Source organism: Roseburia rectibacter (assembly GCF_014287515.2).
GTDB classification, from domain to species: Bacteria; Bacillota; Clostridia; order Lachnospirales; family Lachnospiraceae; genus Roseburia; species Roseburia rectibacter.
In genome coordinates, this window is the sequence record NZ_CP092473.1 from 3,907,804 (window position 1) to 3,920,000 (window position 12,197).

General features: G+C 43.7%; 12 protein-coding genes, 7 tRNA genes and 1 rRNA gene (1 of these 20 running past the window's edge). 3 read left to right on the forward strand and 17 right to left on the reverse strand.

What is annotated here, in order from left to right:
• Positions 1-399 precede the first annotated feature (399 nt).
• On the forward strand, positions 400-1,392 hold the full coding sequence (locus tag H8S51_RS17815; RefSeq protein ID WP_186899280.1) for a helix-turn-helix transcriptional regulator: 993 nt from the start codon (positions 400-402) through the stop codon (positions 1,390-1,392).
• Between the two features lie 68 nt (positions 1,393-1,460).
• Here H8S51_RS17815 and atpC read toward each other — a convergent pair whose 3' ends face one another.
• The 8 genes from atpC to H8S51_RS17855 are packed head-to-tail and all read right to left on the reverse strand — an operon-like array spanning position 1,461 to position 7,655.
• Entirely contained in the window at positions 1,461-1,880 is a 420-nt protein-coding gene (gene atpC / locus H8S51_RS17820) for an ATP synthase F1 subunit epsilon (RefSeq protein ID WP_015522401.1), read from the reverse strand.
• A gap of 11 nt (positions 1,881-1,891) precedes the next feature.
• Positions 1,892-3,298, reverse strand: a complete 1,407-nt coding sequence (gene atpD / locus H8S51_RS17825) for a F0F1 ATP synthase subunit beta (RefSeq protein ID WP_006857771.1) — start codon at positions 3,296-3,298, stop codon at positions 1,892-1,894.
• A gap of 20 nt (positions 3,299-3,318) precedes the next feature.
• Positions 3,319-4,212 carry an ATP synthase F1 subunit gamma gene (gene atpG, locus H8S51_RS17830; protein WP_022112580.1) on the reverse strand — a complete coding sequence of 298 codons (894 nt, stop codon included), beginning with the start codon at positions 4,210-4,212 and terminating at the stop codon, positions 3,319-3,321.
• A 6-nt stretch (positions 4,213-4,218) separates the two neighbouring features.
• Positions 4,219-5,721 carry a F0F1 ATP synthase subunit alpha gene (gene atpA / locus H8S51_RS17835; RefSeq protein WP_186899281.1) on the reverse strand — a complete coding sequence of 501 codons (1,503 nt, stop codon included), beginning with the start codon at positions 5,719-5,721 and terminating at the stop codon, positions 4,219-4,221.
• A gap of 4 nt (positions 5,722-5,725) precedes the next feature.
• Positions 5,726-6,229 carry an ATP synthase F1 subunit delta gene (gene atpH / locus H8S51_RS17840; protein WP_022112582.1) on the reverse strand — a complete coding sequence of 168 codons (504 nt, stop codon included), beginning with the start codon at positions 6,227-6,229 and terminating at the stop codon, positions 5,726-5,728.
• Positions 6,210-6,716 carry a F0F1 ATP synthase subunit B gene (gene atpF / locus H8S51_RS17845; RefSeq protein WP_117921163.1) on the reverse strand — a complete coding sequence of 169 codons (507 nt, stop codon included), beginning with the start codon at positions 6,714-6,716 and terminating at the stop codon, positions 6,210-6,212. The genes atpH and atpF overlap by 20 nt, the downstream gene beginning before the upstream one ends.
• A 19-nt stretch (positions 6,717-6,735) precedes the next feature.
• Entirely contained in the window at positions 6,736-6,960 is a 225-nt protein-coding gene (gene atpE, locus H8S51_RS17850; RefSeq protein WP_006857776.1) for an ATP synthase F0 subunit C, read from the reverse strand.
• Between the two features lie 32 nt (positions 6,961-6,992).
• Positions 6,993-7,655, reverse strand: a complete 663-nt coding sequence (locus tag H8S51_RS17855; protein ID WP_157350238.1) for a F0F1 ATP synthase subunit A — start codon at positions 7,653-7,655, stop codon at positions 6,993-6,995.
• Between the two features lie 486 nt (positions 7,656-8,141).
• Between H8S51_RS17855 and H8S51_RS17860 the strand changes: the two genes are divergently transcribed.
• Positions 8,142-8,735 carry a hypothetical protein gene (locus H8S51_RS17860; RefSeq protein ID WP_118590558.1) on the forward strand — a complete coding sequence of 198 codons (594 nt, stop codon included), beginning with the start codon at positions 8,142-8,144 and terminating at the stop codon, positions 8,733-8,735.
• Positions 8,736-9,257: 522 nt separating this feature from the next.
• Here the strand turns inward: H8S51_RS17860 and H8S51_RS17865 are convergent.
• Positions 9,258-9,998 (reverse strand): fibronectin type III domain-containing protein, encoded by a 741-nt coding sequence (locus H8S51_RS17865; protein ID WP_186899282.1) that lies wholly within the window; start codon positions 9,996-9,998, stop codon positions 9,258-9,260.
• Here H8S51_RS17865 and H8S51_RS18485 point away from each other — a divergent pair.
• Positions 9,997-10,413: a tyrosine-type recombinase/integrase gene (locus H8S51_RS18485; RefSeq protein ID WP_006857805.1), complete on the forward strand. Its 417-nt coding sequence runs from the start codon at positions 9,997-9,999 to the stop codon at positions 10,411-10,413. The genes H8S51_RS17865 and H8S51_RS18485 overlap by 2 nt on opposite strands.
• Before the next feature lie 76 nt (positions 10,414-10,489).
• Here the strand turns inward: H8S51_RS18485 and H8S51_RS17870 are convergent.
• The 8 genes from H8S51_RS17870 to H8S51_RS17905 form a co-directional block, all read right to left on the reverse strand.
• A tRNA-Lys gene (locus H8S51_RS17870) sits at positions 10,490-10,562 on the reverse strand.
• A gap of 14 nt (positions 10,563-10,576) precedes the next feature.
• Positions 10,577-10,649 (reverse strand) — tRNA-Phe (locus H8S51_RS17875).
• Positions 10,650-10,671: 22 nt separating this feature from the next.
• A tRNA-Met gene (locus H8S51_RS17880) sits at positions 10,672-10,745 on the reverse strand.
• 27 nt (positions 10,746-10,772) lie between these two features.
• A tRNA-Tyr gene (locus H8S51_RS17885) sits at positions 10,773-10,854 on the reverse strand.
• A 57-nt stretch (positions 10,855-10,911) separates the two neighbouring features.
• Positions 10,912-10,984: transfer RNA gene (locus H8S51_RS17890), tRNA-Thr, on the reverse strand.
• An 8-nt stretch (positions 10,985-10,992) separates the two neighbouring features.
• Positions 10,993-11,065 (reverse strand) — tRNA-Val (locus H8S51_RS17895).
• A gap of 8 nt (positions 11,066-11,073) precedes the next feature.
• Positions 11,074-11,147 (reverse strand) — tRNA-Asp (locus H8S51_RS17900).
• 68 nt (positions 11,148-11,215) lie between these two features.
• A 23S ribosomal RNA gene (locus tag H8S51_RS17905) occupies positions 11,216-12,197 on the reverse strand; it runs 1,911 nt beyond the window's last position.

Consider the following 12,197-nt stretch of genomic DNA (forward strand, 5'->3'; position numbering starts at 1 on the left):
GCCTGCAACGGCTTCTTGGTATTGACGCGTTTTGTCGGCAACTCTCTTACGTTTCTTATATTCTTTATATTCCTATCATACTTACCTTACACTTTTATTTCAAGGCAGATAATGACTTGTATTTCGGTCGATATTGACTTATTATGAGTTTAACAACAAAGTTGGCAGAATCAGTCCTATCGTACTTTACAAGGACTGCCGCACATATTTTCCGGAAGGCTTTCCAACATGCCCTGCGGTCTGTACGGCGCCGGGGTGTCCGGGTAAGGTGGAGCCGTCTTACCGCTTTTTGTGTGTTCCTTAGCGGGCACATGAACAAAAAGTCATGCTGCGGACAGTTGTCCGAGCTCAATGCACTTTTGGCTTTCCATAAACGAAAAAGCGAGTTCTGGGAGCAGCATGAAATCGCCACTTTGTTCAGGTGCCCGCTTAGGAACACGAAAAAGCGGTAACCGGCTCAGCCTTACCCGGACACTCCGGCGCCATACAGACCGCAGGAAGGCTCGCCAAAACCCCCGCATGCCACAAATCAATTCCCCCCAGAAGAAAGGAATCCCCACCACCATGACCACCCACGAAATCATCACCTCCAAACCCAAACTCCCCGTCTACTTCGACATCTACCAGTCCGACAACCAGCTCGTGCCCAGCCACTGGCACGCACACGTTGAGATTTTATACATCTCCTCCGGTTCCATGCATGTCATCTGCCGCGAGGAATCCTTCCTGCTGCACACAGGCGATATCTTTCTGGTGAATTCCGGTGACATCCATTACACCCGCACGATCGGCAGAACGGAAACCTACCTGCTGCAGATCCCGTTTGACTTCTTTAACCAGATGCTTCCCGGTTTTGCCTCCATCCGTTTTCAGGAATACTTTTCTGCGGAAAAATATAAAAATGACCCCGTATTCTGCGAAATGCGGGATCACTTACTGACCATGGGTTCCTTATATAAAAATGAAAAAAATGGCTACCAGTTTTTATTTGGCAGCCACCTTCATCATTTTCTTTATATACTTTATACTTCTTACGTCCTGCCACAGTCACAGAGTACCGTCTCGCAGGATACCAAAACGCTCACAAGGCTAAAAGATATCATAACTTATGTGGAAAGGCATTATATGGAACCGCTCTCCCTCTCGGATATCTCAGACCGTTTTGCACTCAATACCGAATACTTCTGCCGTTTCTTTAAGAAAAACATGGGATTCACCTTCTTAGAATACGTCAACATGGTACGGCTTTCCCATATTTATTCTGACCTCATGCAGACCGGCGACAGCATTACACAGATCATGGAACGCCACGGTTTTATCAACTATAAGGTATTCAACCGTATGTTCAAAGAAGTATACGGCTGTCTGCCCTCGAAAGTCCGCCATCAGTAGCCGACAAGCTGTCTACATGCAAAGATTCAGACAGCAGACAAGCACTGTCCGCCCTCAAAATTCCGTCATTAATAGCCGATCGGTTTATCCTTGCTTCCCACCTTAAGACGTGCCATAGCACGCGCTAATGAGGCTTTGGAGCGATGATACTCTTCAATGCTCTGTTTCTGGCGGAGCTGTTCTTCCGCACGCTCTTTTGCTTCCTGCGCACGTCTTACATCGATCTCCTCCGGTGATTCACAGGTGTCTACAATGACTGTTGCACGGTTGTTGATGATCTGCGCAAACCCGGTTCCCGTAACACCGTAGATCGTGTTTCCGTTTTCCTCTAAGATACGGATCTCTCCGACCTCCACGGCAAACACCATATTTTCATGGTGCGCCTGGATCGCCTTTAAACCATCATGGAGCGGCAAGACTACCTGTGCACATCTTCCATCGTAAAATACCTTGTCACAGGCAATTACTTTTAAGCTAAATGTATTCATGTTCCTCCCTCCTAGCTGGCGGAACCGGTATTACCCATTGTCTTTGCCCGCTCAATGACATCCTCGATCGTTCCTACGTTAAAGAAAGCAGCTTCCGGATATTCATCCATCTCACCGTCAACGATCGCCTTAAATCCGCGTACGGTGTCTTTTAACGGCACATATTTGCCCGGTACACCGGTAAAGTTCTCTGCAACGTGGAACGGCTGGGATAAGAACTTCTGGATCTTTCTTGCACGGTAAACAACAAGTTTATCCTCCTCGGAAAGCTCTTCCATACCAAGAATTGCAATGATATCCTGTAACTCTGTGTATTTCTGAAGGATCTCCTGAACACGTCTTGCTGTCTCATAATGCTCTTTTCCGACAACATCCTCCTCGAGGATACGGGAGTTTGACTCCAACGGATCAACTGCCGGATAAATACCCTGCTCTACGATCTTTCTGGAAAGAACGGTCGTTGCATCCAGATGTGCGAATGTCGTTGCAGGCGCCGGGTCAGTTAAGTCGTCTGCAGGCACATAGACTGCCTGTACGGAAGTAACGGAACCGTTTTTGGTTGATGCGATACGTTCCTGTAATTCACCCATCTCAGTTGCTAAAGTCGGCTGATAACCAACGGCTGACGGCATACGTCCTAACAGAGCGGATACCTCAGAACCAGCCTGTGTAAAACGGAAAATATTATCAATGAATAAAAGCACGTTCTGATGCTCCTCATCACGGAAATATTCTGCCATGGTAAGTCCTGTCTCAGCAACACGCATACGTGCTCCTGGCGGCTCGTTCATCTGACCAAACACTAAGGCTGTCTTTTCGAGTACGCCGGATTCTTTCATCTCGGACCAGAGGTCATTACCCTCTCTTGAACGCTCTCCGACACCGGTAAAAATGGAATATCCGCCGTGCTCGGTTGCAATGTTACGGATCAGCTCCTGGATCAATACCGTTTTACCAACGCCGGCACCACCGAACAGACCGATCTTACCACCTTTTGCATACGGTGCTAAAAGGTCGATGACCTTGATTCCTGTTTCAAGTACCTCAACGACCGGACTCTGATCCTCGAAAGATGGCGGATCTCTGTGGATACACCAGTGTTTCTCACCCTCTAAAGTCTTGCCGCCGTCTAAGGTATCTCCTAATACATTGAACAGACGCCCCAATGTGCCCTGTCCGACCGGAACCGTAATGCCGCTTCCCGTAGCAACAACTTCCATGTCCTTGTGAAGTCCCTCACTGGCAGCTAACATAATACAACGTACTGTGTTATTGCCGATGTGCTGTGCAACTTCCATGACACAGCGTTTTCCGCCGTTGTCTACTTCAAGCGCATCTTTGATAAACGGAAGGTCATTATCTTCAAATTCAACGTCTACTACAGGTCCCATGACCTGCACGATTTTTCCTGTTTTCATTCCGCTTTCACATCCCCTTCCTATTTTTTCTTCTTTTTCTTCTGTGCCTTCGCACCGCCGATTACCTCTGTGATCTGCTGGGTAATCGCAGCCTGACGCACACGATTGTATTCAATGGACAAAGTCTGCAGCATCTCTTTTGCACTGTCTGTTGCCGCCTGCATCGCCATCATTCGTGAATTGTGCTCACTGGCAAATGACTCCACGAGTGCACCGTAAATAAATCCGTTGACATAGTTCGGCACAACATGCTCTAAAATATCCTGCATGGTCGTATCTGCCTTGATCTCCTCCTGATAAATATCAACAGGAGCTTTCCCCATGAAATCCTCTTTTACCAGTGGAAGCAGTTTCATCATTTCCGCTTCCATGGAAAATGAATTCTCCATTTTCGTATAAATGATGTATACCTCATCCAATTCGTTGTTATTGTATAACTCCAGAATACGTTCTGTGATAACTCTGGCTCTGTGCAGGGAAGGATTTTGCACCGTATATTTAAACTCGGTATCTACCTCTAACCCTTCCTTGGTAAAATACTGTCTTCCAAGCTCTCCGACGACGAACAGTTTGTTGTTTTCACCCTGCTCAAACAGTTCATGCGCCATTTTAATGACGTTATGGTTGTACGCACCTGCCAGTCCCTTATCTGCAGTGATCACAATGTATCCCCTGCGTTTTTTGTCGTCCGGAATCTCCTCGCGCTGGTCAAAATACCGGCTCTTAGCATCCGGAATATGACGGAGCAGTCGTGAGATTGCAGACTGTAACGCATAGAAATACGGCTCTGTATTTTCGAGCTTCTGCTTTGCACTTCTTAACTTTGCAGAGGAAATCATATACATGGCACTCGTAATCTTCATCGTATCCTGAATACTTTTCATTCGTTTCTGAATTTCCTTGGTATTTGCCATGCTCTATCACCTGCTCTTAAATTCTTTGACTGCCTCTACGATCTTTTCTGTAATCCCATCATCCAGCACTTTTTTCTCGTTGATGGCATCAACGACATCTTTATGCTCGATTTTAAAGAAATCCAGTAATCTTCCCTGGAACTCTTTCATCTGTTTGATATCCACATCCAAAAGCAGACGTTTGTTTGCTGCAACCAGTGTAATTACCTGATCTGCGAGGCTCATCGGATGGCAGAGCGGCTGTTTTAAGAGCTCCATCAGTCCTTTACCATACTGTAACTGCTCTTTCGTCATATCATCCAGATCGGAGCTGAACTGTGTAAACACTTCCATCTCACGGTACTGCGCCAGATCGATACGGATCGTACCGGATGCTTTTTTCATTGCCTTTGTCTGTGCCGCACCACCTACACGGGATACGGAAAGACCTACGTTGACCGCCGGTCTCATACCGGAGTTGAACAGATCACTCTCTAAGAAAATCTGACCATCTGTAATGGAAATAACGTTCGTAGGAATGTAAGCGGAAACATCGCCTGCCTGTGTCTCGATGATTGGCAGTGCGGTAATGGAACCTCCGCCTAACTCGTCGTTTAACTTACTGGAACGCTCTAATAATCTTGAATGTAAATAGAATACGTCTCCCGGATATGCCTCACGTCCCGGTGAACGCTCTAAAAGTAATGACAGTGCACGGTATGCCACTGCATGTTTGGAGAGATCATCATATACGATCAGGACATCTTTTCCTTTGTACATGAAGTACTCTGCAAGTGCTGTTCCTGCATACGGAGCGATGTACTGTAAGGATGCAGATTCACTCGCTGTCGAGGAAAGCACGATGGAATAATCCATGGCACCGTTCTTTGTCAGTGTATTCACCAATTTTGCAACCGTAGATGCCTTCTGACCGATTGCAACGTAAATGCAGACAACATCTTTGCCTTTCTGGTTTAAGATGGTATCTACTGCGATCGATGTTTTACCGGTCTGACGGTCACCGATGATCAGCTCACGCTGTCCACGTCCGATTGGGAACATGGAATCGATTGCTAGAATACCTGTCTCCATTGGCTGTTTTACGGACTGTCTGTCTACGATACCCGGTGCTTCCTGCTCGATGGCACGGTAATCATCTGCTTTGATCTCACCTTTTCCATCGATCGGGGCTCCAAGGGCATTAATAATTCTTCCAAGGTAAGCATCACCTACCGGAATACCTGCTTTTTTCTTAGTTCTGGTTACTTTCGTTCCCTCTTTGATCTCTGTGTCTTTACCAAAAATAATACAGCCTATCTGATCGCGTTTGATATCCTGTACCATTCCGCGGACACCGTTCTCAAAGATAACGATCTCACCATACATCGCATGCTCAATCCCATAAATCGTTGCAATACCATCACCGACCCAGATGACAGTTCCGACTTCCTGGTCTTTGCTTACCATGTCATAGTTCTCTATTTCTGTTTTCAGGATAGATATAATCTCTTCTGAACTGATAGAACCCACGTTATCACCTCCACGCTAATCTTCTCTCTAACCGATTTAAGCGCCCTTTCATGCTGTAATCTTCTTCTATATCTCCTACCCGCAGTACAAATCCACCGATCAGTTCCGGCTTCTTTTCCAATGCAAGCGCAACTTTATCTTTCTGATATTTCTTTGCAAGATATGCCTTCATCTGTGCCACTTCATCCTCTGTCGGCTCTAAGACATACTCCAGTTTTGCCTGAAGGATACCATTTTTCTCCGCTTCCACTACATCATATGCGGCAAAAATTTCCTCAAGGAGATCTGCCTCACCGTAATCGCAAACCACCTTCAGAAAATTTTTCATTGATTCCGGAAAGATCCGGTCGATCAGCTTATGTTTCTCCTGTTTTGACACAACCGGGCTTTTTAAACTCTTCGGCAGATCCTGGGTCAGAGAAAGAATCTCTTTTGTCTCATCAACAGCTTCTCTTGTCACACCAAGTTCTAAGAGAACCGTTGCATAATTATTTGCTGTCTGCGTCATTCACACCACCTGCTTTTGTCAAAAACTGTTGATACAGTAACCGGTTATTCTCGTTCGTACTTGCCTCACCAAGTACTTTTCCTGCTGCTGCCACTGCAAGAACTGCAATCTGTGACTGAAGATCCTGCACAGTTTTGTCACGTTCGAGTTCCACGGTCTTATGGGCATTCTCGATGATCTTTTCTGCTTCCGCATCCGCCACATTGATTCTGTTCTCATACTCTGCCTGTGCACTCTTACGAGTTTTCTCAAGCAGTTCTGCAGATTCCTCATGCGCCTGTGCAAGCATTCCCTCATACTGTTTCTTTAAGTCTCCCGCTTCTGCCTTTAAATTGTTGGCATCTGCGATCTGACCTTCGATCATCTGCTTACGCTGCTCCATAACATTCGTGACAGGACCAATTAAAAACTTACGAAGTCCCAGATACAGAACGATCAGGTTAATGATGGTAAAGACGACGTTCCAATCTATTCTTAATAATTGCATTCTCTACCAGACCCTTTCCTTAACCTAAGAATAAGATAATTAAAATTGCAACAACCATACCGAAAATTGCAGTACCTTCGGCAAGTGCACAACCAAGTAATAATGCTTTTGTGATTTTTCCGTCTGCTTCCGGCTGTCTTGCGATAGCGTCTGTTGCCTTAGATGTTGCAAGGCCGATACCGATACCTGCTCCAATACCTGTTAATGCTGCGATTCCTGCTCCAATTGCGATTAATGATGTCATGATAAATTTCTCCTTTTTTGTTTTTACTTTTTTTACTCGACGCTTTCCTTAATAAATAAGGATGTTAAAAATACAAATACATATGCCTGAATAAATCCGTCAAACAAGTCAAAATAAAGACTGAGCGGAACCGGCACTAAAAGCGGTGCCACAATCTTGATCAGCTCCATAATGACAAATGCTCCTAAAATGTTACCAAAAAGACGCATACACAATGATAATGGACGAATAAAAATCTCCAGTATATTCATTGGTAACATAAGTGGTATCGGTTCGGCGAAACTCTTCAGAAAACCTTTCACTCCTTTTGCATGTACTCCCGAATATTCGATCAGTACAATACTCATTAAAGCAAGCGCACCGGTAACACCGACATCCTTTGTCGGGGATTTCAATCCGAACAGCCCGATCATATTAGCAACTGCAATATAAATTCCTACTGTCATTAAATAAGGAATATAACGTTTTCCTTCCTCTCCAAGCAAATCGTAAAAGAAGTTATGCAGTCCACCAACAACTGTCTCCACTGCCAGCTGACGTTTTCCTACGTTCTCTACACGCAGGTTTCTTCCTAAGAAAAATGCTGCTACCAAAAGAACTGCCATAATGATCCATGTCACTACCACTGATTCGGCAACCGGAATACCTCCAAATACCGGAATCGTGAATGCTGTCTCACAATTAAGTTCTTCCATCAGCGCTTTCGATAATTCCTCCGTATTCTCACTTCCCTTCTTTCCTACACTTTGCTGTATTTTATTTAAAAATTTTCCACTTGTCAATTTTTTGTCAAAGCCAAATTTTCCATTCCCATTTTGGTAATTTTATATAAATTCTATTAATGGTTTTTGTAAGTTTTTTTATGTTTTGGGAATTGAATATTTCATTTGTTTATAATTATTTTATTTTTACATTGAATTGCTTCCAAAATATAGGATAAAATACCTAAAAAAGTTTACATCTCTTATGCAATATCTTTTACGGTTCTTTAATAAATTACATATTGCGCTGCATTCCGCTATATCCCTCCCCCCAAATCACTCAAAAATTTTTCTGATCATTTATCTCAACAACTTCTCTATTGATTCTCAACCGACTATTGTCACTCGTAATTTATACTCGCACATTGATTCATCACATCATATACTAAAATAAATAGCTTATTGTACTGGAGACTTTCAATGAACACAGAGACCAGAGGAACACTTTCCCGGCGGGGTAATATTTCACAGATCACAAATGCTTTCGTGGAGGAGGTCAATGCTTTTTCCAACACTTCCACCGGATATATCATCGTATCTTATGCAGCCTCGCCCGGACAGCAATCCGACAACATCCAGATGCTCCGTTTAAATATCAACCGGAACACTGTCATCCTCGATTCATCCGGTCAGGTCATATCCCTGTCGGAAATCCGCCCGCAAACATGGATCAATGCAGTTTTCTCTTCTGCAATGACACGGAGTATCCCTCCACAGGCAAATGCATTTCTGATCATGGTACAGAGACGGCGCCCTCAAATTGAAATTGCAACCTCGATCGGCAGGATTGCAAGTATCGACGCCGCAAATGGCTTTTTGTACACCGGCAATCCAAACGACATCAACAGCCAGGTCCGCTACGTCGTCTCAAATTCCACCTTCTCCGATCCATCCGGCCGCCCGATCACACTTTCATCCCTCCGCCCCAGCCAGCGCGTCCGCATTACACATGCAACCACACAGACCGCAAGCATCCCACCTCAGACAATAGCGTTTCATGTGCAGTTATTGTAACCGAATCTTTACCAGGACATCACACTTTTTTCAAAAATTTACCACAATTCCATCATGAACTTCGTTTACTATAAATAATGTCAAAAGGAAATAAACCTTTTTCACATAAAACAGTTTCTTTTTTTTCATAACAAAGCCAGTAAAACATCCCCCGTTTTACTGGCTCCTCCTTTTTTATTCACTGAACAAGAAGCAATCCATAAAGGGTATGGTAAATGTTCAAAATGTTTTTAAACCACTTCAAAAATTACAAAAAAATAGCGGAAAGCCTTAGTTCTACTGGCTTTTCGCTGTATTTTAGTTAATGAGACATCAGGGATTCGAACCTAAGTCTCGATGTTCAAATACTGATAGAAAGGGCATTTGCAACACATCATCTACTTAGTGTAATCATTCTGTCAAATGCTTGCTTTCCACAAAGAAAGTTTGCTTGCTAACACTTGACGGAATCACATATTCTATATAATGAATTCAGAGGTTGTTAGACACATTTGTTCTAACAACCTCTTGTTTAATCTCATCCTATTTCTTTATGAATACTTGCTTTACATATGAATTCTGTCCAAATACATATGTACCATCATTGTAAACTGTATATGGACACACCTTAACATAATATCTTTTTCCCTTTGCTAATTTTTTTATTGTATAAGTTGTCGTTGGTGAATATACAGTTTTTACTCCCTTTTTAAATTTGTAATTTGTAGAATATTGGATTCTATAACCAATCGCATTTACTGCTGATTTACACTTAACTGTCATTTGACCCTTTTTGTTATTTTTTAAAGAGCTAATAGTTCCTTTAGATAATTTAATCTGTTTTTCTGCTTGGATTTTGAAAGAATATACTGTACTTATTTCTGTACCACCTTTTGTAATATCTAAATAGTATATTCCTTTCGGCAAAGTCCTGCTCTGACTAGTTTTGAATTTTCCTGTCGCTACATTACTTTCATATTGCAAATCATTACCATTCAGTACAATTTTTCCATCTGAATTATATATACACATCCCATAATTTGTAGCGGAATCTACTGTTGCACTTAAAGTAACATGTGACTTTTTAGAAATACTAAATTTGTAATATCTGTGTGTAGTATACCATGGTGAAGGACTTGTTATTGTTCCATTATAAACTTCCTCCAACTCATAATCTTCTGCCTCATCCGTCATTGCTGCATTTACTTTTATGCTTTTAAACATAAACATACAGCAAACGCATAAAAGTATCATTAACAAACTTTTTGTCCATTTTTTATTCATGGCAAACTCCTCCTTTTTTATTTCTATTTTACCATATTTTTTTAATCATTCAACTTTATGGAATAATATTTTTATCCCCATCTATAATATAACATATCAATTACGATATCCCGATAGCAACTATCTGTTTCCTAATAGGGAAAATACTTCACCTATCACAAATAGAGCTGTCTATCTTGTTTATCAAGGTATTTGTCAAAAATTAGGTATAAAAAGCGAAAAAGGTATCATTAAAGATCCTCATTCCTTTAGAAGAAATGTTTCCACCTCCCTTGTTAATTCAAAAGGTGGTAATCTTCTAATTGCATCTGCATTATTAGGACATAGTCCAACCGTCGCAGAAAAGAATTACTTAACGGGAATCGACTTGAATCAAGCTCAAGCTGTAGCCAACCAAAGATACTTGCTAAATTAAACAAAGTGTAATCAATTTTTTTAATGTACAAAAATAAGAAGTGTTGATTTTTCAACACTTCCAATCTTTTAGCTAATGAGACATCGGGGATTCGAACCCCGGACAACTTGATTAAAAGTCAAGTGCTCTACCAACTGAGCTAATATCCCATATTTTCTTTGAATGCCCAGTTCCGGAATCGAACCAGAGACACGAGGATTTTCAGTCCTCTGCTCTACCAACTGAGCTAACTGGGCAAATACGATATTAAAATTCGAGTTGCGGGAATAGGATTTGAACCTATGACCTTCGGGTTATGAGCCCGACGAGCTTCCAGACTGCTCCATCCCGCGATAATAATTAATCTCTTAAAAAGAGAATGGGCAGAGGTGGATTCGAACCACCGAAGCAAATTGCAGCAGATTTACAGTCTGTCCCCTTTGGCCACTCGGGAATCTGCCCATTTAAAACGTTCAATATGAAATTGACTCATTTTAATTCTCAAAATAAATTGAGAAAAGCCGATGATCGGACTCGAACCGATAACCTGCTGATTACAAATCAGCTGCTCTGCCAATTGAGCCACATCGGCGTATCAAATGGGACCTATAGGGCTCGAACCTATGACCCTCTGCTTGTAAGGCAGATGCTCTCCCAGCTGAGCTAAGATCCCATATTGAACGACCCAAGCGGGACTCGAACCCGCGACCTCCGCCGTGACAGGGCGGCGCTCTAACCAACTGAGCCATTAGGCCATTGAAGTTGATACCTTCAAAACTTCATACAGAACACCGTCAATAACATTGCGAACATCGTTCGCTATTTGGTCAAGCCCTCGATCGATTAGTAACAGTCAGCTCCACATGTTACCATGCTTCCACCTCTGCCCTATCTACCTTGTACTCTTCAAGGGATCTTACTTCCTTATGGAAGGGATATCTCATCTTGAGGGGGGCTTCACGCTTAGATGCCTTCAGCGTTTATCCCTTCCGGACTTGGCTACTCTGCCATGCCGTTGGTCGACAGCAGATACACCAGTGGTCCGTCCATCCCGGTCCTCTCGTACTAAGGACAGCTCCTCTCAAATATCCTCCGCCCGCGCCGGATAGGGACCGAACTGTCTCACGACGTTCTGAACCCAGCTCGCGTACCGCTTTAATGGGCGAACAGCCCAACCCTTGGGACCTGCTACAGCCCCAGGATGCGATGAGCCGACATCGAGGTGCCAAACCACTCCGTCGATGTGAACTCTTGGGAGTGATAAGCCTGTTATCCCCAGGGTAGCTTTTATCCGTTGAGCGATGGCAATCCCACTTTATGCCACCGGATCACTAAGTCCTACTTTCGTACCTGCTCCACCCGTCGGTGTCGCAGTCAAGCTCCCTTCTGCCTTTGCACTCTTCAAATGGTTTCCGACCATTCTGAGGGAACCTTTGAGCGCCTCCGATACCCTTTCGGAGGCGACCGCCCCAGTCAAACTCCCCGCCTGGCATTGTCCCACCGCTGGATCACAGCGGCTGGTTAGAAACCCAATACTGCAGGGGTGGTATCCCAACAGCGACTCCCTTGAAACTGGCGTCCCAAGTTCTCAGTCTCCCACCTATCCTGTACGTGCAGTACCGAATCCCAGTACCAAACTGGAGTAAAGCTCCATGGGGTCTTTCCGTCCTGGCGCGGGTAACCAGCATCTTCACTGGTACTTCAATTTCACCGGATGCATTGTCGAGACAGTGCTCAAATCATTACGCCTTTCGTGCGGGTCGGAACTTACCCGACAAGGAATTTCGCTACCTTAGGACCGTTAT

Bases quoted from the DNA above. Each gene is read 5' to 3' on its own strand.
- H8S51_RS17865 (WP_186899282.1), bottom strand. From the start codon at position 9,998: ATGAATAAAAAATGGACAAAAAGTTTGTTAATGATACTTTTATGCGTT.
- H8S51_RS17815 (WP_186899280.1), top strand. From the start codon at position 400: ATGAAATCGCCACTTTGTTCAGGTGCCCGCTTAGGAACACGAAAAAGC.
- atpF (WP_117921163.1), bottom strand. From the start codon at position 6,716: ATGCAATTATTAAGAATAGATTGGAACGTCGTCTTTACCATCATTAAC.
- atpD (WP_006857771.1), bottom strand. From the start codon at position 3,298: ATGAAAACAGGAAAAATCGTGCAGGTCATGGGACCTGTAGTAGACGTT.
- atpH (WP_022112582.1), bottom strand. From the start codon at position 6,229: ATGACGCAGACAGCAAATAATTATGCAACGGTTCTCTTAGAACTTGGT.
- atpC (WP_015522401.1), bottom strand. From the start codon at position 1,880: ATGAATACATTTAGCTTAAAAGTAATTGCCTGTGACAAGGTATTTTAC.
- H8S51_RS17855 (WP_157350238.1), bottom strand. From the start codon at position 7,655: ATGGAAGAACTTAATTGTGAGACAGCATTCACGATTCCGGTATTTGGA.
- H8S51_RS17860 (WP_118590558.1), top strand. From the start codon at position 8,142: ATGAACACAGAGACCAGAGGAACACTTTCCCGGCGGGGTAATATTTCA.
- atpE (WP_006857776.1), bottom strand. From the start codon at position 6,960: ATGACATCATTAATCGCAATTGGAGCAGGAATCGCAGCATTAACAGGT.
- H8S51_RS18485 (WP_006857805.1), top strand. From the start codon at position 9,997: ATGGCAAACTCCTCCTTTTTTATTTCTATTTTACCATATTTTTTTAAT.
- atpG (WP_022112580.1), bottom strand. From the start codon at position 4,212: ATGGCAAATACCAAGGAAATTCAGAAACGAATGAAAAGTATTCAGGAT.